Source organism: Tenacibaculum holothuriorum (assembly GCF_002120225.1).
Taxonomy (GTDB): Bacteria; Bacteroidota; Bacteroidia; order Flavobacteriales; family Flavobacteriaceae; genus Polaribacter; species Polaribacter holothuriorum.
The window spans coordinates 312,217-332,815 of sequence record NZ_LAPZ01000005.1 but is presented as its reverse complement, the minus strand read 5'-3'; the positions used below and the strand labels follow the sequence as shown (position 1 = coordinate 332,815).

General features: G+C 30.4%; 15 protein-coding genes. 6 read left to right on the top strand and 9 right to left on the bottom strand.

The genetic code is table 11. From position 1 onward, the window contains the following. Positions 1–32 precede the first annotated feature (32 nt). From rfbA to rfbB, 3 genes are read left to right on the top strand one after another with little or no spacing between them, the layout of a single operon-like run. On the top strand, positions 33–908 hold the full coding sequence (rfbA, locus tag WH52_RS09025) for a glucose-1-phosphate thymidylyltransferase RfbA (RefSeq protein WP_086030619.1): 876 nt from the start codon (positions 33–35) through the stop codon (positions 906–908). Continuing rightward, complete coding sequence (gene rfbC / locus WH52_RS09020) at positions 909–1,463, top strand: dTDP-4-dehydrorhamnose 3,5-epimerase (protein ID WP_086030618.1); 555 nt, start codon at positions 909–911, stop codon at positions 1,461–1,463. A gap of 37 nt (positions 1,464–1,500) precedes the next feature. Further along, the gene (gene rfbB / locus WH52_RS09015) at positions 1,501–2,547 is read left to right on the top strand and encodes a dTDP-glucose 4,6-dehydratase (RefSeq protein WP_086030617.1); all 1,047 of its coding nucleotides are present in this window, start codon (positions 1,501–1,503) and stop codon (positions 2,545–2,547) included. Between the two features lie 31 nt (positions 2,548–2,578). Here rfbB and WH52_RS09010 read toward each other — a convergent pair whose 3' ends face one another. The 6 genes from WH52_RS09010 to porU form a co-directional block, all read right to left on the bottom strand. After that, positions 2,579–4,423, bottom strand: coding sequence for an amino acid ABC transporter substrate-binding protein (locus WH52_RS09010; RefSeq protein WP_086030616.1), 1,845 nt, complete (start codon positions 4,421–4,423; stop codon positions 2,579–2,581). 102 nt (positions 4,424–4,525) lie between these two features. Continuing rightward, positions 4,526–6,061, bottom strand: a complete 1,536-nt coding sequence (guaA, locus tag WH52_RS09005) for a glutamine-hydrolyzing GMP synthase (protein ID WP_086030615.1) — start codon at positions 6,059–6,061, stop codon at positions 4,526–4,528. A gap of 61 nt (positions 6,062–6,122) precedes the next feature. Further along, a complete protein-coding gene (locus tag WH52_RS09000; RefSeq protein ID WP_086030614.1) occupies positions 6,123–7,187 on the bottom strand; it encodes a 3-oxoacyl-ACP synthase III family protein in 1,065 nt (354 codons plus the stop codon). Between the two features lie 216 nt (positions 7,188–7,403). After that, positions 7,404–7,886 carry a cytidine deaminase gene (cdd, locus tag WH52_RS08995; protein ID WP_086030613.1) on the bottom strand — a complete coding sequence of 161 codons (483 nt, stop codon included), beginning with the start codon at positions 7,884–7,886 and terminating at the stop codon, positions 7,404–7,406. 88 nt (positions 7,887–7,974) lie between these two features. Next, positions 7,975–9,042 carry a type IX secretion system outer membrane channel protein PorV gene (gene porV / locus WH52_RS08990; RefSeq protein WP_086030612.1) on the bottom strand — a complete coding sequence of 356 codons (1,068 nt, stop codon included), beginning with the start codon at positions 9,040–9,042 and terminating at the stop codon, positions 7,975–7,977. A gap of 37 nt (positions 9,043–9,079) precedes the next feature. Next, a complete protein-coding gene (porU, locus tag WH52_RS08985) occupies positions 9,080–12,457 on the bottom strand; it encodes a type IX secretion system sortase PorU (RefSeq protein ID WP_086030611.1) in 3,378 nt (1,125 codons plus the stop codon). 189 nt (positions 12,458–12,646) lie between these two features. Here porU and gldJ point away from each other — a divergent pair, with 189 nt between their 5' ends. Together gldJ and WH52_RS08975 are read left to right on the top strand one after the other, a co-directional pair. Further along, complete coding sequence (gldJ, locus tag WH52_RS08980) at positions 12,647–14,353, top strand: gliding motility lipoprotein GldJ (protein WP_086030610.1); 1,707 nt, start codon at positions 12,647–12,649, stop codon at positions 14,351–14,353. A gap of 66 nt (positions 14,354–14,419) precedes the next feature. Then, positions 14,420–15,679: a UDP-N-acetylmuramoyl-tripeptide--D-alanyl-D-alanine ligase gene (locus tag WH52_RS08975; RefSeq protein ID WP_086030609.1), complete on the top strand. Its 1,260-nt coding sequence runs from the start codon at positions 14,420–14,422 to the stop codon at positions 15,677–15,679. Here WH52_RS08975 and WH52_RS08970 read toward each other — a convergent pair. Then, complete coding sequence (locus WH52_RS08970; RefSeq protein ID WP_086030608.1) at positions 15,672–16,523, bottom strand: N-acetylglucosamine kinase; 852 nt, start codon at positions 16,521–16,523, stop codon at positions 15,672–15,674. The two genes, WH52_RS08975 and WH52_RS08970, sit on opposite strands and share 8 nt — an antisense overlap. Positions 16,524–16,674: 151 nt before the next feature. Here WH52_RS08970 and WH52_RS08965 point away from each other — a divergent pair, with 151 nt between their 5' ends. Next, the gene (locus WH52_RS08965; protein ID WP_086030607.1) at positions 16,675–17,412 is read left to right on the top strand and encodes a tyrosine-protein phosphatase; all 738 of its coding nucleotides are present in this window, start codon (positions 16,675–16,677) and stop codon (positions 17,410–17,412) included. Between the two features lie 50 nt (positions 17,413–17,462). On the opposite strand, the gene WH52_RS08960 is transcribed toward WH52_RS08965, so the two are convergent. Together WH52_RS08960 and WH52_RS08955 are read right to left on the bottom strand one after the other, a co-directional pair. Then, positions 17,463–19,823: a GumC family protein gene (locus WH52_RS08960; protein WP_086030606.1), complete on the bottom strand. Its 2,361-nt coding sequence runs from the start codon at positions 19,821–19,823 to the stop codon at positions 17,463–17,465. Position 19,824: 1 nt separating this feature from the next. Next, entirely contained in the window at positions 19,825–20,598 is a 774-nt protein-coding gene (locus WH52_RS08955) for a polysaccharide biosynthesis/export family protein (protein WP_086030605.1), read from the bottom strand. Position 20,599 lies beyond the last annotated feature (1 nt).

Sequence of the window (20,599 nt, the reverse complement as noted above, 5' to 3'; positions counted from 1 at the left end):
TTTTTTTAACTTCGCTTTTATAGTTTTAGCATATGAAAGGTATTATACTAGCAGGAGGGTCGGGTACACGGCTATATCCTATAACAAAAGGGGTATCAAAACAACTATTGCCAATTTACGATAAACCAATGATTTATTACCCATTGTCGGTATTAATGCTTGCAGGGATAAAAGAAATATTGATTATCTCAACTCCAGATGATTTGCCAAATTTTCAAAAATTATTGGGAAATGGAAGTGATTTAGGACTTAACATAGCATATGCAAAGCAACCTTATCCAGACGGATTAGCACAAGCTTTTATTATAGGAAAAGAGTTTATAGGTAATGATGATGTTTGTATGGTTTTAGGTGATAATATTTTTTATGGTCATGGATTGCCCGAAATGTTAAATTCTGCAATTAATAATGTAAAGAAGCAAAATAAAGCTACAGTATTTGGTTATTATGTAAAAGATGCAGAACGATATGGGGTAGTTGATTTTGATTCAAAAGGAAATGCGAAGTCTATTATAGAAAAGCCTAAATTTCCTAAATCTAATTACGCCGTAGTTGGATTGTATTTTTATCCGAATAATGTAATCGAGGTGGCTAAAAACGTAAAACCATCAGAAAGAGGAGAATTAGAGATTACATCCGTAAATCAATATTATCTAGAAAAGGAAGAATTGAAGGTTGAATTAATGGGACGTGGATTTGCTTGGTTAGATACAGGTACACACGATTCTTTATTGGAAGCAGGTCAGTTTATAGAAACCATAGAAAAACGTCAAGGTTTAAAAGTGGCTTGTTTGGAAGAAATAGCGTTACATATGGGATATATATCAAAAGAGCAAGTGAAAAAACTTGCAGAGCCTTTGAAGAAAAATAGCTATGGTCAGTACCTTTTAAATTTGGTAAAAGAATAAATGCACTTCATAAAAACAAATATTCCAGAAGTTATAATAATTGAACCTCGAGTTTTTAATGATCAAAGAGGTTACTTTTTTGAATCTTTTAATCAAAAAGAATTTGAAGAAAATATTGGTGAAGTAAGTTTTGTACAAGACAATGAGTCTAAATCAATCAAAGGAGTCCTAAGAGGATTACATTTTCAAAAACCACCTTATGCTCAAGCGAAATTAGTACGTTGTATTCAAGGAAAAGTATTAGATGTAATTGTTGATCTTAGGAAGAATTCTCTAACTTATGGAAAACATGTTACTGTAGAACTTTCAGAAGAAAACAAAAGACAAGTATTTGTGCCTAGAGGCTTTGCTCATGGATATATAGTAATTTCTGAAGAAGCAGTATTTGCATACAAAGTAGATAATTACTATGCTCCGAAATATGATTCAGGTATTATATGGAACGATACAACATTAAATATAGACTGGAAATTAAAAGAAGAAGAAGTAATTTTATCCTCTAAAGATGAAATGCTCACCACTTTCGAAAAGTTAAATACTCCATTTATTTATTAGTATTTTTGATACTACAGAATATAGACTTATCATTTTAATGAAAAATATATTAATTACTGGAGGAGCAGGTTTTATAGGCTCACATTTAGTGAGGCTGTTTGTAAATAATTACCCCAACTATAATATCATAAATTTAGATGCTTTAACCTATGCAGGTAATCTGGAAAACTTAAAAGATATTCAAGATAAATCGAATTATACTTTTGTTAAAGCAGATATTTGTGATTACAAATTTATTCAAGAGATATTTTTAAAATATAAAATTGATGGGGTAATACATTTAGCAGCTGAATCTCATGTTGATAGGTCTATTAAAGATCCGTTTTCGTTTGCACAAACAAATGTAATGGGAACTTTAAGTTTACTTCAAGCAGCTAAAAATAATTGGAAAGACAATTTTGAAAATAAGTTGTTTTATCATGTGTCAACAGATGAAGTATACGGAAGTTTAGGAAAGAATGGTTTTTTTACAGAAGAAACTGCGTATGATCCACATTCACCGTATTCAGCATCTAAAGCTTCTTCAGATCATTTTGTGAGAGCTTTTCATGATACGTATGGCTTACCAGTAGTAATTTCTAACTGTTCTAATAATTATGGGTCGTATCAATTTCCAGAGAAGTTAATACCGTTATTTATCAATAATATTTGTAATAACAAACCCTTACCAGTTTATGGAAAAGGAGAAAATGTTAGAGATTGGCTATTTGTAAACGACCATGCAAGAGCGATAGATGTTATTTTCCATAAAGGAAAATTAGGTGATACGTATAATATTGGTGGATTTAATGAATGGAAAAACATCGACTTAATCAAAGTGTTGATAAAAACTGTAGATAAATTATTAGGCAGAAAAGAAGGAGAATCTGAAAAATTAATAACTTATGTAACAGATAGAGCGGGACATGATTTTAGATATGCTATAGATTCTTCAAAATTAAAAAATGAATTGGGTTGGGAACCTTCATTACAATTTGAAGAAGGAATCGAAAAAACCGTAAAATGGTATTTAGAAAATCAAGCGTGGGTAGATAATGTTACCAGTGGAGATTATCAAAAATATTATAAAGAAATGTATGAATAAAAAAATCCGATGTTTTAAACATCGGATTTTTTTATTTTAATCTTTCTAAACTTAAATCAGGATTGAACTTAACAATATACAAACCTTGGTTATTATAAGTTCCGAAAAGCTTTTTACGATAATCAAATTTGTTTTCTAATCTAAAAGACACTCCTTCTTTAAAAGTATCTTTTAAATCTTTTCCAGAAGCTAATCGTATTAACACATCATACGTTATGTCAAAACCTCTAACAGAATAATCAGACGGTAGAGCGTTGTTCCTTTCTAAGTACTTTTTATTAAAGTTTCTTACAAACGATTCTTCATTATCACTATATGTATTGGTAACGTAAGTGAAGTTAATATTAGCTAATTTATAATTATCAATTTTATCAAATGCTTTATTCTTTTCAATAGAAAAAACTCTAGCAGTAGCACCTTCTGGTAAACCAATCATACTATTTAAAGCATTTGCCACAGCAACATTATTATCAGAAGTTAAAATAACCCAAGATTTGCTGTCAGGTTTCATTAAATCTGTAAAACGCTCTTTTTTAATATATCCATCTTTTGGAGTAATTGATACTACTTTTTGAATAGAATCGTGTCTCTTTAAAGAAGATGAAATTTTAGAAGCATACCCTTTACTTTTTGAAGTTCCATCGTCAACAACAAAAATTGTTTCTCCGTTAAAATTATCTTTTAAATATTCAGTTAAAAATGAAATATAAGCTTCTTTGTCAGGAGTTGATTTAACTAATTTAGAAGAAGAAAAACTTTTTTGCTTGCTAGAATAGTGAGGGAATATTATTGGAGCATTTACTTCTTTAGATAAAGTAATCGCAACATCAGAATAAAAAGGACCAATAATAGCACCCATATCGTCTAAATCGTTGTTGTTTACAATGTTTTGAAGGTTAGCTCCTTTTTTACCCGTATCGTAAACATTTACATTTACGTCAATTCCTTGTTCTTTGATTGAATCAATAGCAATAGCAGCACCCATATAAAAATCGGTTACCATATTAGCAAGTCTATTCTTCTTGAAAATATCTTTGCTAGAAATACTATCATATTCTGAAGCTCTAAAAGGAAGTAACAAAGCAATATTTAGAGGTTTGTCAATATCAATGATATCTTCATAAATAGCCGCATTACTTTCTTCCGAAGGCTCTTCATTGGTATTTAAAGGTCTAATTTTTATTAATTGACCAATTTGAAGTTCATTATTTACAATACCTGGATACTCTGGATTCAGTTTTATTAAATCTTCTTTAGTAATATTGTAAAAACGAGTTAAACTAAAAATAGTTTCTTTACTTTTTACCTCGTGAGTTACAAATTGTTTTAGAATATCTTCTTTGTTAAGACTAATTTCTTTTTCTGTTTTATCTACTTTTAAAACTTGACCTACAGAAAGTTTGTTGAATCTTAAATCTGGAAATTCAGGATTTAAATTCAAAAGCTCTTCTTTAGAAATATCGTAGGTTTTTGTTAAACGATACACAGTTTCACCAGGTTGTACTGTGTGTGTTTTGTAGTCGACAATAACAGTTTTGTACGTTTTATTGTCATCTTCTTCAGAAGTATTAGAAGAAGTTGGGTTTTCGGTGTTTTCAACGACTTCTGAATTTTCTGAAGTAGTTTCAGAGTTTGTATTACCCGAACTTTTTGTAATCTTTTGATTAGGAATAACAATTATTGTATTGGCTTTTGGCGTAGCACTAACATCTGGATTTAATCGAAGTAAATCATCTTCTTGCATTGAAAGTCGCTCAGCAATATCGCTTATTGTTTCACCTTCTTTAACTTTATATGAAACATATCTTTTTTGCTGACCACAAGAAACAGCAAATGTTAATCCGCAAAGAAATACTAATAACTTTATTCTTTTCATCTGTTTATCCTAATTGTTTTTTTATCTGTCAGATGTAACCTCTTATGTTTAAATAAATATTTTAAACATGTCGGTTTCATTATTTAAATTCTAATAAAATAATTATTCCCATTCAATAGTAGCAGGTGGTTTTGAGCTAATGTCATAAACAACTCTATTCACACCTTTTACTTTATTTATAATTTCGTTTGATGTTTTTTGCAGAAACTCATAAGGTAAATTTACCCAATCTGCCGTCATTCCATCAGTACTTTCAACAGCTCTTAAAGCAACTACTTTTTCATAAGTTCTTTCATCACCCATAACCCCAACAGAATTTACTGGTAATAAAATTGCACCTGCTTGCCATACTTTATCGTACAATCCGTTTTCTTTTAAACCATTAATAAAAACGGCATCTACTTCTTGCAAAATACGAACTTTTTCTGACGTTACATCTCCCAGTATTCTAATCGCTAAACCAGGTCCTGGAAAAGGATGACGGCCTAATAAGTTCTTATCTATTCCCATAGAAGCACCTACACGACGAACTTCATCTTTAAAAATCATTCGTAAAGGTTCAACTACTTTAAGTTTCATAAAGTCAGGTAATCCACCCACATTATGATGACTTTTAATGGTTGCAGAAGGACCTCCATTTACAGAAACAGACTCAATTACATCTGGATAAATTGTTCCTTGAGCTAACCATTTTGCGTCTTCAATTTGAGATGCCTCATCATCAAAAACATCAATAAAAACTTTACCAATAGCTTTGCGTTTTGCTTCAGGATCGCTTAATCCAGCAAGCTCATTCAAGAAGCGTGCCGAAGCATCTACTCCTTTAACATTTAAGCCCATTCCTTCGTATTGTTTCAATACATCAGTAAACTCATTTTTTCTAAGTAGCCCATTGTTTACAAAGATACAGTGTAAGTTGCTGCCTATAGCTTTGTGTAATAAAACTCCTGCTACTGTACTATCTACACCACCCGATAAGCCTAAAACAACTTTGTCGCTACCAATTTTTTCACGTAAACTTTTTACGGTTTCATCTACAAAAGAATCTGGCGTCCAGTTTTGAGCTACTCCTGCTATATTAACTAAAAAATTAGCTAATAATTGTTTACCATCAGTAGAATGATATACTTCTGGGTGAAATTGAATTGCATAGGTAGTCTCTCCTTCAATTTTATAAGCAGCATTTTCTACATCGTGAGTGCTTGCTAATAATACTCCATTTGTAGGAAGTTCTTTTATGGTGTCTGAATGACTCATCCAAACTTGACTTCCTTCTGAAATATCTTTAAAGAATTCTTCATTTTCTTTGATGAAAGATAAGTTGGCTCTACCATATTCACGGGTATTAGAAGGAGCTACTAATCCGCCAGAAAAATGTGCTAAATATTGAGCACCATAACAAACAGCTAATAAAGGTTTTTTACCTCTAATTTCTAATAAATCTGGATGCGGAGCTTCATCTGATCTTACAGAAGAAGGACTTCCAGATAAGATTACAGCTTTAAAATCGTTTAAATTTGTTGGAATTTTGTTGTAAGGATGAATTTCACAATAAATGTTTAATTCTCTTACTCGGCGTGCAATAAGTTGCGTGTATTGCGAGCCAAAATCTAATATAAGTACGTTGTGTTGTTGCATGCGCAAAAATAGTACTTACAAATTAGATTTTTAAGATTTAAATTTAGATTTTTTGAAGTTTTTAGTAGCGATACACGATTGCATTTATATTCATTCCTGCTCCTACAGATGCCATTATAATTACATCTCCTTTTTGTACTTCTTGATTTTCAATTTGTCCTTTTAAAACCAAGTCGAGTAGAGTAGGTACAGTAGCAACAGAACTATTACCTAATTTATGGATGCTCATTGGCATTACACCTTCTGGAGCTTGCTTTTTATACAATCTGTAAAAACGTTTTATGATAGCCTCGTCCATTTTTTCATTTGCTTGATGAATGAAAACTTTTTTAACATCATCAATAGAAACACCACTTTTATCTAGAGCAGTTTTCATTGCTTGTGGTACATTTGTTAAAGCAAACTCATAAATTTTACGTCCGTGCATTTTAATATAACGAACATTCGGATCTTCATTTTTATCGTAAGAATTTCCGAAGAATAAATGATATGCTTCTTCTTTTGCAAAGGTTTGAGATGCGTGACTTAAAATTGCACTATCACTGTTTTCTTTAGCTTCAATAATACAAGCACCTGCACCATCACTATAAATCATAGAATCTCTATCGTGTTTATCAACGACTCTCGATAATGTTTCGGTACCAATAACTAAGCACTTTTTAGCCATTTTAGCTTTAATAAATGCTTGAGCTTGAATAACACCTTCTACCCAACCTGGGCAACCAAAAAGAATATCGTAAGCAACACAATTAGGATTTGAAATTCCAAGTCTGTATTTAACTCTGGTGGCTAAACTGGGTAAAATATCACTTTGAATTGCAGCGTCTTTAACATCACCGAAATTATGAGAAACGATAATGTAGTCTAATTCTTCTGGATTAATACCTGCATCTTCAATTGCTTTTTGAGCTGCAAAATAACCAAGATCAGAAGCATTGTATTTTGTTTCTGCATATCTACGTTCTTCAATACCAGTAATAGCTTTGAACTTTTCAATAATAACAGTATTAGTGTTTTGAAAAGCAGAACCATCTGTATTTAAAAATCGATTATTTTCAAATAGCGAATTTTCCTTTTTAATTGAAGGGATGTATGATCCTGTTCCTGTTATTACCGATGAAATCATAAAGATGTTTTTAATAATGTAAAAACAAAAGAACGGTTTTTAATTGTAAAATCTTATATAGAAAAAAGAAATGAAATCACTTTTGTGATAAAATGAATTTTGTAAGGATGTTTTTTTGAAAAAAACAAAAAGAAGTGTGTTTGATTGTGAAAATCATTTTATCTTTTTGTGAAATTTTTCACAAAAAGATAAAATTTAAGTTTATTTATTTTGAAATTATAAATAAGAACTATCGAAAGAGAAAGGGAGTAGATGTAGTAAAGATTCAATTTTTACCACTTTTCCTACCTCACCCATAAAGATTACTTCCATAGGCTCTTTTTGGTTAATTTCATATTCTGATAATGTTTGTCTACATGCTCCACATGGTCCTACTGGTTTGTTTACTTTAGTAGTTGAAGAAGCGGCTGTAATTGCTATTTTTTTAATTTTTACTCCAGGAAATTCAGACCCTGCTTTCCAAATAGCAACTCTTTCTGCACACATCCCAGAAGGATACGCTGCGTTTTCTTGATTATTACCTAAAATAATTTTACCATTTTCTAATAATAGAGCGGCACCAACATTAAATTTAGAATAAGGAGCATATGCTTTAGCTCTTGCTTCTATAGCCTTTTCCATTAACGCTTTGTCATCAGTTGGTAATTGATCAATGTTTTCAAAAACCACTGCAGAACTTTTAACTTCAATTTTTTCCATAAAAATATAAAGGTTAAAAAAAGCAGTCGTTAAGACTGCTTTTGATATGCTACAAAAATAGCAATTATTCTTTATTTATTAGAACTTTCTAATAATCTTCGTAAATAGTTCCTAAATCAAACGCTAAAGAAAAACGTAAAGTGTTTTCTAGAGGATTGTTTACATCTGCTGAATTGATTAAATATGATAAGTCTAAAGAGAATGCTCTAGCCTTAAAACCAGCTCCCATAGTAAAGTATTGACGTTGTCCGTTATCTGCACTTTCGTGGAAATAACCAGCTCTTACTGCAAATGCATTGTTGTACATATATTCAGCACCTAAAGCCCAAGTAGGAGTTAAATTGTCGAAAGAAGAAAAAATTCCTTCAACCCATCCATCAGTATTATCAGATGATACTAATAATTTAGTGAATTCTACATTAAGTCCTAAAGTGTTATAATCATCGAAGATGAAGTCAAATCCACCACCAAGTTTTAAATTTGTAGGAATAAAACTGTCGTTGTTAGCGGCATTTGTATAGTTTACTTTTGGGCCAATATTGGCAATGTTAAAACCAAAACGATAACGTCCGTTAAAGTTTCCGTAGTTTTCTTCATCAGATTGGTAATAACCTGAAATATCTACAGCAAATGCGTTAACTGGACTTAAGTTAGAGTTAGCACTTCTAATTTGGTAATTAGAGTGAATATATTTTAAACCAATACCCATAGAAAAACGCTCGCTTAATTTTAAAGAGTATATACCAGTAATAGCAAGTTCGTTAGGATTTTCTGTACCATTTGCACTTCCATCAGGGTTTGTAAGGTTAACTGTTCCTAATGAAAAATATTTTATATCTACACCCCAAGCAGAGTTTTCTTTAAATCTGTTTACATAAGAAGCCCCACCTACAAAAATATCATCGGTTAAATTACGTAACCAAGGTGTATAGTTTAGTCCTATGCTAATTTGGTTTTGATTAAATGCAGTTTTTGCTGGGTTGTGAAAAATAGAAAAAGCATCTGATGACGTTGCAACACCAATGTCTCCCATACCTCCTGCGCGAGCATCTGGAGTAATTAATAAGAATGGCATTGCCGTAGTATTTATACTTTGCGCTTGTACTTTAAATACTGAACAAGCTATAATTGCTAATAGAAAGGGTATTTTTCTCATTTAAATAGTTGATTAATAGTTTGGCAAATATATAATTTTATTGAAGTATTACTAATTTTTCGTACTTCTCACTAACTAAATTCGTAACAGTAGACCTCACTTTTAGCTTATAAACGTAAACCCCTTTACCAATTTTATTTCCAAAATCGTCTAGTCCGTTCCAAGTAATTGAACGTGATAATCCCCCTGTTGTTTGTACGTTTTGATTTAAGGTTTTTACTAATTTACCCGAAACAGTAAAAATTTGCACTTGTGCTTCTAAAGGTTCATTAGGCTTATTGTGGTTAAACCAAAATTCGGTGTAATTTACAAACGGATTAGGATAATTTAAAACATTACTTAAAGTTAATCCGCTGTCATTAACAACCACAAAGTTCAACGTGGCTTCTGATGAATTATTGTAAACATCCCAAGCTTTTATTTTTAGAGTATGTGGTCCTGTAGATAAATTTCTTAATTGATAAGTTACTTTTCCTTTGGTAAAATCATCTAATTCAGTTTCATAGTAATCGTTTAAAACAATTGGTTCTGATTGATTTCCGTCTAAAATTGCTGTTATATCATGATCTACTGCGGTTATAGAAGTGTTTATTCCACTTAAGTCACTCAATTTTATAATTAAATTTGGAGAGGAATTTGTGTTTCCACCATCCACAAAAGATTCATCATTCATAAAAAGTTGAATTTCTGGACCTGTTGTATCTTCTGGTGCATTGGTGTTAATTCCTCCAACGGTAATATCGAAATTTGCCCCACCTTTGTCAATAGATTGATTGTTGGCATATAAACTAACTTTTCCTTTTCCGTAGGCAATTTTAATATCTTTAGGTACAATAAAATCGAATTTGAAGTTTCCGTTTGTTACTGAAGCTTTTCCTCTAAATAGCTTACTTTCTTGAGTATCGAATGTATTTACAACTCCAAATCCGTCGTTGTCTAGAGTTTGTTTGTCAATAGGTTTGTCAAAAACAGTAGCAAAAAGTTCACCATTAAAATTACTAAGAATGTTGTTACTTTCGTTAGTTACAATACCTTCGAAAGTAACTTTAGATAAAGCTTTTAATGTGTCGATAGATTGTGTAATATCTTTTCCGTTCAATTTAGTAATGTTGATATTAGGCTTAGGAATTGCTAATTTCATAGCAGGATCACCAAAGTAAAAAATGAAAAACTTTTGAATACTACCGGTTTCATTTTTTGCCTTAACTAAGTTTTGAGCAATTGTACTGTTGGTGTTATCGAAATTGAAAACGTATTTTGTTAATGTTTTGTTGAATCTTTCACCAGTACTAATAAAAACATCTCGAGTGGTAGTAATCATACTAGTAGAACCGCCGTTTGCATTTAAGAATAGTTTTTCACCAGCAGTAATTCTTAGAGGATTATCGAAACGAGAAAACTCACACGTAACAGTAATAAATAATGGTAGTGTTTTGTTGTTGTTTAAACCTTCTATTTGTGGTATTTCTACCAAACGTTCTTCAGATAAACCATTTTCACCACCATGACCAAAATAATCAAAAACTAAAGTTCCTTTTTCAATAGCATTCGTAATTGCTTCTGTAACTTGTGGATAACGTTCTCCACCCGACGAGGTTTCTTGTCTAAAAGCATCGGCGTATAATTTGTTAAGGTTGAAAAACGGCTTGTATTTTTTAATACTATCTGCAACTTCTTCTAACCCGCTTTGTAAAGTTCTATCTGCATCTTGATCAATGTCATCGGCAACAAGAGTTACCGTATTTCTCCAATCTCCAAAAGATTCAGGGTGATAATAACTTAAAATTTTATCTACAACACTTTTTGCTTCTTGTGGTGTTGAAACAGGAACTCTACCTGAAGCAATTTCAATAGTATCACTACTTAGCATTTGCCCATCATTATTATCCATCATTACAAAATAATCATCAGTAACAAAAGAAGAAGTTAAATTGAAACTTTCAATGGCATGAAATGTTGGGATGAGATTGTTGTTTCCGTTTAATCGATTTTTAAAATCATATGAAGAATCGCCAAAGAAGCACACATATGATATTTTTCTTGATGAAGGTTTATCATATAAATATTTAATAAAGTCTCTTACTCCGGTAATATCTTTAGAACCCGATGAAAACTCATTATATATTTGAGGTAATAAAACAACTTGTGTGGTTAAGTTTGAATTTTGTTGATGGTAATCTGCCAATCGTTTTGCTTCAGAAAATAATTCACTTGTTGTAATAATTAGATAATCGACATTGTTTAATGCGTGCAAATTTTGATTTTCAATTTTTGGGTTTCCATCAATTTTTGGCGTGTAATAATTTGAAGAATTTAAGACTACGAATTCTTGTAAATTTCCTCCGTTACTTTTAAATGTAAACATATTTCCAGAAGAAGCATTATCTATATTCTTTGGATTTATGTAATCGGTTACATTCCAAACCTGAAAAATATCATTATTATTTTGTATTTGATATTCAATAATTCCGCTAGTATTTGCAGCATCAAAACTTCTAAAACTAAATTGAGTATTGTTTGCTATTAAGTTTTTCTTTCCTATCACTTCAATATAATCTAGATAAGCTTTTGCTGAAGGAAGCCCGCCATTATTATATGTTAACGTAATATTTATAGGAGTTGCAGCATTAATTTCTCCAGTTCCAACAGATTGAGTTGCCAACGTACTGGTTGTAGAGCCAGAAACAGCTTGTAAATTTAATGTGGTTACATTTTGCCCGTTTGCTTGAACCGTCATAGTCGATTGTAAAGTAGATTGTGCCACAGCACTAACTCTAATTTTTACTTTTGAGCCACTAACTACATTCGGAAAAGGAATCGTAAAGTTTTGCGTGTTTTCGAAACTAAAATCTTCTCCAAACCATAATCTACCTAAAGCAAATAAGTTTACATTTTCTTTTTCGTAGAAAGTATAATCGTCGTATTCGGTTACCACATTTGTTGGAGTTCCTGTTGGTTGAATTTGACTTGATATTCTTTTACCAGGAGTAGTATCTATTGTTAAAAAATAATAAGCTTTATCTGAATAAATATTTTGACGATGATTTGCTTCATTAGCGGTAGGGTTTACTGTCCAATCATGTGGGCCTTTACCATAAAATAAAATATAATCACCATTATTAAAAACATTATCACCTTCTCCTGAAACATAAATTGCATTTTCTTGAAGAGATGTATGTCTAAAATCACTATTCCTTTCAGGAAGCATTTGTCCTCCATTACCATAAATCTTAATGTTTTTGGGATTTATTGAGCTAGTGTTAATTCCTAATTGTTGTAAAAAAGAAACATCAATTTTAAAAATTCCAGTTGTATCAATCGAAAATTTATACCAATTACCCGATGATAATACCGAATTACTTTGCGAAAAAGTAAATAAAGGAAGTAAAAATATAAGTGTTAATAATCTTTTCATATATCGTACAAAATAACGAAATTTAATATTAGATATTTTACAAAAAGATACTTAAGTCATACTAAAGTAAAAAAACTATCGTTTGTACTGTTGCGAGTGTGACTATAAACCAATAATTTTATTTTAAATTAGTTGTTAGAAGTTATAATTATTGTAAATTGCGACACCCTTAAAAATAGAAGAGATTTCATGAAAAGTACGTTAAAATTATTTAGTTTATTGGCTATCATTGGTTTAATGATAACCTCTTGTCAATCTAACAGACGAGGTAGTTCTAGCCAATCTTCATTAACAGGATGGAACTTCAACGACCCTAATTATGGAAGTTACATTAAAGGAAAACACAAAGCAGGAGCAAACGTTCCTCCAGGTATGGTACATATTGAAGGAGGTACTTTTACAATGGGATTAGTACAAGACGATGTAATGTTTGATTGGAATACTACTCCAAGACAAATGCATGTTCGTTCGTTTTATATGGATGAAACTGAGGTGACAAATGCTGAATACGGATTATTCATGCAATACACCAAAGATGTATTCCCGCCAGAAGACCCACAGTTTAAACATATTTATCCTTCTATCTTACCAGATACTTTAGTTTGGAGAAAAGGATTAGGTAATACTAATTTATTGTCTGAGAGTTATTTACGTCATCCAGCGTATGCAGATTACCCTGTAGTTGGAGTTAGTTGGACACAAGCTAACAAATATTGTAAGTGGCGTACTAATGCAGTGAACTTAAAAATATTAATGGATAAGGGAATCATTAAAAATATTTTTAAAGAAGATTCAATTCAATTTAAAGGGAAAAATAATTTTGATACTGAAGCTTATTTAGCGAATCCATATGCATTATTTGATGGTGATTCAACTATTTATAAAAGAGGATTGCCTGTGCCAAGAAAAAAAGGTGAACCTAAACCTGCAAAAGATCAATTTACAGGAAGACAAGTAACTTCTTCCGATGGTATTTTAGCCCAAAAATTCAGATTACCTACTGAAGTTGAGTGGGAATATGCGGCAAAAGCAATTTTTGAAAACCGAGAATATAACAATATTAGAGGAAGAAAGAAATATGCTTGGAACGGAAAATATACTCGTGATAGAGATAAGCGTAGAAGAGGAGATCAATTAGCAAACTTTAAGCAAGGAAAAGGTAATTATAGTGGTATTCCTGGTTGGAGTAGTGATGGTTCAGATATTCCTAACGCTGTTAAGAGTTATCCACCAAATGCATTCGGATTATATGATATGTCTGGTAACGTAGCAGAGTGGGTTTCTGATGTTTACCGTCCAGTAATTGATTCAGAAGCAAATGACTTTAACTATTTTAGAGGAAATATTTTTACGAAAAAATTAATAGATCAAGATGGTAAAGTTGTTATCGTTGGTGATGGTGAAGTAGAATACGATACTTTAGAAAACGGAAGAATTGTGCCTAAAGATTTACCAGGAAGTGTTAAGTATATTCCAGTTACAAAAGAAGATACTTACATGAGAAGAAACTATACTTTAGCTGATAATTCTAATTTAGGTGACGGAGACCAAGCTTCTTCTAAGATATTTGGTTTAGATAAAGATCAATTATCAGGTCAACCAAGAATGTATAACTCTCCTGTTAAGCCAGAAGCTGAAAGAGATACTTTAGGAAATGTTGTAGAGAAATTTGAGTATGATTCTAAGAATAGAACTACTTTAATTAGTGATAAGTCTAGAGTTTATAAAGGTGGTTCTTGGGCAGATAGAGAATATTGGTTAGATCCAGCTCAAAGAAGATACTTCCCACAGTATATGTCTACAAACTTTATCGGATTTAGATGTGCTACTGATAAAGTAGGACCAATGATGATGAATAGATCTAAGACTGCTACACCAAGATACAGTTATAAATAAGAAAATATTTAATATTTATATAAAAACCTCATTGATTGCTCAATGAGGTTTTTTTATTTTTGTTTTATGAAGATAGAAGAACTTTACAGCCTATATACTCAAAATTATTTAGTAGATACTGATACTAGGAATATTAGAAAGAATACCATTTTCTTTGCTTTAAAAGGAGGGAATTTTAATGGTAATAAGTTTGCTGAAGAAGCACTAGAAAAAGGAGCGTTATATGCTGTTGTAGATGAAGAGGAATTCAGTAATAATGAACATATAATTTTAGTAGATGATGTATTAGTTACACTTCAAAAGTTGGCTAATTACCATAGAAAAGAACTCAAGAAACCAATTATAGCTTTAACTGGAAGTAATGGCAAGACAACCACTAAAGAGTTGATTAATTCCGTATTATCTCAAAAGTTTAATACGTTAGCTACCAAAGGAAATTTAAATAATCATATTGGTGTTCCTATAACGTTGTTATCAATGAAACCAGAACATGAAATTGGTATTATAGAAATGGGGGCTAATCATCATAAAGAAATAGCTTTTTTATGTTCTATTACTGAGCCAGATTACGGATATATTACAAACTTTGGAAAAGCTCATCTAGAAGGATTTGGCTCGGTTGAGGGTGTTATAGAAGCAAAATCTGAAATGTATCACTTCTTACTTAAGAATCAACGTAAGATATTTGTTAACCAATCGGATAAAATTCAAGTAGAAAAAACTGAAAAAGGAAATACAATCTTTTTTGACGATTCTATAGAATATGTAGGGGTAAATCCTTTTGTTGAGTTAAAATACAAGGATCAAAGAATTGTAAGTAATTTAATAGGTAAATATAACTTTTCTAATATCGCCGCTGCTATAACAATTGGAGAATATTTTAACGTTTCTTCCGAAGGCATAGTTAAAGCTATTGAAACTTATGTTCCTACGAACAATAGATCTCAAATAATTAAAATAGGGAATAATGAGATTATCTTAGATGCATATAATGCAAATCCAACAAGTATGAAAGCTGCGTTAGAGAATTTTAACGATATAAAGGCTGCTGATAAAATAGTTGTTTTAGGAGATATGTTTGAGTTAGGGGATGATAGTTTAAAAGAACATCAATCAATTTCTGATTTATGCGAAAGCTTAAACTTTGATAAAGTTATTCTTGTAGGTGAAAACTTCAATAAAGTAGAAACCAACATAAATCAAAAATTTTCAAGTTTTGATGATTTAATAAATAATGTTAATTCACTAGATTTAAATAAAGCTCATATTTTAATTAAAGGATCTAGAGGAATGGCATTAGAACGCTTGGTGGATTTAATCAGTTAATATGCTTCTTGTGATAATCTAGTAAGTTGTTTATAGGTCTTTGTATTACATCAGTAATTTCTAAATCATATTTTTTAGCAATTGTTTCTAATATATCTCTAAAATAGAAAGCTATTGAGCCAATAAAATAAATAGGAGTTGAGCTATCTTTTTTATATGGCAAAATTCTGTATTTGAAGAACTCAGTAAATCCTTTTTTAATTAGTTTTTTGACATATTTTTCTTCTTTAAATTCAAACATAAATTTTGCGAAAGTAGCCAAAAACATATTAGGATTATCTTCTCTGTATAAATGTTGTTTTATATGGTCAGAATTTAAATTATAAGATTGTTCAAACTTTTTTCGAATAGTTTTTGGCATTTTTTTATAGAAATAATCTCTAAGCAACTTCTTGCCGAAATAGTTACCACTAGCTTCGTCCATTATCGTATAACCTAAGGAATCTACCAACATTTCCATTTCATCGCCATTGTAATAACAACTGTTAGATCCAGTTCCTAAAATACATACAAGTGCTGGGTTTTGCCCCGAGCTAGCATAGACAGCAGCTAGCATATCTTCAGTAATAAAAATTTTAGCATTAAAGAATATTTCAGATAAAGTTTCTTTCAAAATTTCTACTGGTTTAGGAGTGCCACAACCAGCTCCATAAAAATGAATTTCAGAAACTTCTTCTTTAATATTTATTAATTGAAACATATTAATGACTCTGTTTCTAAGTTCCTTTTGAGGAACAACAGCAGGGTTTAAACCTAAGGTTCTTACTCTAAAAACTTCTTCCTTATTATTATTTATGGCTATCCAATCTGCTTTGGTAGAACCTCCGTCTGCTATTAAAATCATGAATTGTAAATATTTAAATCAAATATATATGTTCTATTTTTTTTACGCAATCGTACACTAAAACTCAATCGATTTCGTAATGAAATAGGGTGTTTTTTTTTACGTTAGATACGTAGAAAGCCATAAATTTGTATCCTCTTAAACTTTTAGTATGTTTTTTTTCAAAAAGAAAGAAATTCCATTAAATGAAGTTTTTCCGAATGAATTTGTAGATATTCATTCGCATTTACTTCCAGGTATTGATGATGGTGCCAAAAATTTAGATCATTCAATTGAATTGATTTCTAAAATGTATTCATACGGAATTAAAAACTTTATTACAACTCCGCATGTATTGGGAGATTTATATCCAAATTCTTCAGAAACAATTTTAAATAAAGTTGAAGAAGTAAAAGCTGAATTAAATAATAGAGGATTGGATGATATTCAGTTTAGAGCCGCAGCTGAATACATGATGGATGAAAAGTTTGTAGAGCGTTTGAAGAATGATGACATTTTAACATTGAAAGATAATTTTGTCTTGGTAGAAATGTCTTATTTCAATGCTCCATATAATTTATACGATATTTTATTTGAAATTCAATTAAAAGGATATAAACCAGTTTTAGCACATCCAGAGAGATATAATTTTTATCATCAAGATTTTCAAAATTATTATAAGCTAAAAAAAGCAGGATGTTTGTTTCAACTGAACTTATTGTCTTTAACAGAACAATATGGTAAAGGAGTACAAAAGACAGCTCAAAAACTAATTAAAGAAAATTTATATGATTTTGTAGGTACAGATACTCATCATATGAATCATTTAAGACTTTTAAAAAAAATTGGAGATAAGAAGACTGTAAAAACAATTAATGAGTTATTGTTAAATAATAAAAAATTTAAATAAAAAAAGAGGAAGTGAAAACTTCCTCTTTTTTATAATATCAAATTTAACTACTAGCTAAATATTTTCTTGTACCAAGGTTGATCATCCTCTTCTGCTACACCATAACCATAACCATAACCGTAGCCGTAACCATAACCATATCCTCGTTTTAAATCTGTATCATTTAAAACAATGGCAAGATTAGGTAATTTTTTATCATTATATAAAGTTTGAGGTACAACTAACATTCTCTTGTCTAAATAATTTGCTCTAGTAACATACATAACCATGTCTGCATGTTTAGAAATTAATAAGGTATCAGTAACTAAATTTACTGGAGCAGTATCAATAATTATATAGTCATAGTTGTCTTTTAATTCAGAAAATAAAGTTTCAATTTTATTACTTAATAATAATTCTGCAGGGTTTGGTGGAATAGCACCAGAAGCAATAATGTCTAAATCTTTAATTTCTGGAATATTAAAAGCCAAAGAATCTAAAGTAATACTATCATTAGTTAGGTAATTAGTAATTCCTTTTCTATCTGGGATTTCTAAGTACTCTGTGATTTTAGGAGCTCTTAAATCTAAACCAGCTAAAACAACTTTTTTCCCCGACAGAGCTAAACTAGCAGCTAAATTTATAGAAGTGAATGATTTACCTTCTCCACTAGTTGTTGAGGTTACAAAGATTGTTTTACCTTGCCCTTCTTTAGTTTGAACATTGTTTAAAATAAAGTCTAAGTTCGTTCTAATTAAACGGAAAGCCTCTGCTGTACTTGATCTAGCACTAGCATTGATTACAATTTTTTCTTTACTTACAGAATGAGGTATATCTCCTAAAAAAGGAATAGATGTTAATTCTTCAATATCCTTTTTTGTATGAACTTTTGTGTCTAGTAAATCTCTTAAGTATATGAAAGCAAAAGGAATGACGAGACCTAATAAAAGTGCTGCTAAATAAATAATTTTCTTTTTTGGACTCACAGGAGAGTTAGAACTGTATGCTTTATCTATTATTTTTGCATTAGGAACAGCATTAGCTGTTAAAGAAATAGCTGTTTCTTCTTTTTTCTTGAGTAAATATGAATATAAACCAGCAATAATTTCTTGTTGACGAGCAATGTCTAAAAATTCTCTTTCCTTTGTAGGAATAGATGAAATTTTTGAATTAAACCTACCAGCTTCTCTTTTTAAACTATTAACCTTTACTTCTAATGACTTAACAGTATTATTTAAGCTCCTTTCAAGTGATTGTTTTAAACTTGAGAGGTTGTCTAAAACTTCAATTAATACAATGTTTTTATCACCAGCGCTTTTTTCTAATCTCTTTTTTTGTGCGATTAAAGTATTGTATTCATTGATGTTGCTTCCAATACTAGGATCAGACATTCCCAAATTAGAGGGTAAAAAGTCATTGTTGTTAAGTTCGTTTTTTAAAGATTTAGCAAGACTTAACTCTGTAGAAGCTTCAATTAGTTTAGCGCGATTTTCTGAGCTTATTTTTAAAGCTAATTCAGCCTCGGAAGAGATATCAGTAATATTGTTATTACTTTTAAATTTTTCAACACTATCGTCAAACTTAGAAAGCTCATTACTAATATTGCTTAATCTTTCAGTAATGAATTTATTTGTTTTTTCCGAAACTAATCTTTTATCATTTATTGCATCAATGTTATATTGATTTATCAGTTCATTTAAAATATTCTCTGCTTTTTTTCTTAAGGGAGATTGTAAAGTTAATTTTAGTACACTAGATTTTTTATTTACAGGGACTATGTTAATAGATTTTTTAAGATTATCGATTCTCTTATTTAACGGAGCAATTTTAATTGTAATAATATCACTTTTAAGATTATAAAAGCTGGTTTTTGTAATTTTAAAACTGCCTAAATTAGGGTCCGAGATATTCTGGTTAAATGAATATTGAGTCCCAGACTCTTTCCCTGAGTTTACTATTACAAATTTAGAGTCGTTTATAATTTTAATGTTAAGAGTAGTATCTCTTTTTATATTATTGTTGAAATTAATTTTAATTGGAGTTTCAGAATAAATTTCTGAAACCTTAATTCTACCTTCTGAAATATAATTGGGTAAAAGGTTTAGTTTTTTTATAACCTCACCAATTAATTTACGAGATTTTAGAATTTCAATTTCATTATCAATATTTTTACTTGACGCACCTACAATACCTAAGTCTTCAAAAGCTGCTAATTCTTCAGAAACACCTCCTTTTTTATCATTTTTTATTAAAATTGTTGCAGTAGCATTATATTTCGGTGTAGAATATCTTAAATAAAGATAAGCGCTAAAAAGGGAAAGAGCAATACCAAGAGCAAACCATTTCCAATGAAATATATATTTTTCTAACTCAGCTCTAATATTTATTGTATCATTATCTCCTAGTTGATGAGAATATTTATTATCGTTCATTTTATCGTACAATAAGGGTTATTATTGAAATTAAAAGGCCAGCAGCAGATATAAATAATCCTGAATTTTGATTAAAAGATGCTGATTGAGATCTTGCTTTATTTGGTTCAACATATACAACGTCGTTTTGTTGTAAATAATATGCTGGAGAAGTAAAAATAGAATTAGATTTTAAATCTAATTTATAAGTAATTATTTGATTGTTTTCCTCTCTTTTTACTTGAACTGTTCGAACTCCAGAAATATTTAAATCTCCAGCTAAACCTATAGCCTCTAGTATAGTAATGCGTTCGTTTGGGATTATAAATCTTCCAGGTGTTTTTACATCACCTAATACTGTTATAGAAAAATTTGATATTCTAATATTAATCGTTGGGTTTTTTATGTAATCGGGGGAGAGTTTATTGTTTAATAGTTTTATAATTTCTTGTCGAGTAAAACCTCCGACTTTTAATTTTCCAAGCAAAGGGAATTCTATAAAGCCTTCAGAGTCTACTAAATATGATTGTTGTTGAGGTGTTCCCACAACACTATTAGTTGTAGTAGCAAAAGTAGCAGCAGGCAAATTAAAAGGTTTAGCAGCTTCAATATCTAAAGCAGAAACAGTAATTTGTAATAAATCATTAGGTTTAATAGTTGTTTTAAAACTGTTTTCAATTAAAGAATGTTTTTTGTTTTCATCTTGAAAATAAACTACTTCTTTTTTTGATACACATGATATAAATGTACAGCTAAGAACAATTAGTAGTACAATTAAACTTTTAACTTTTAGCATT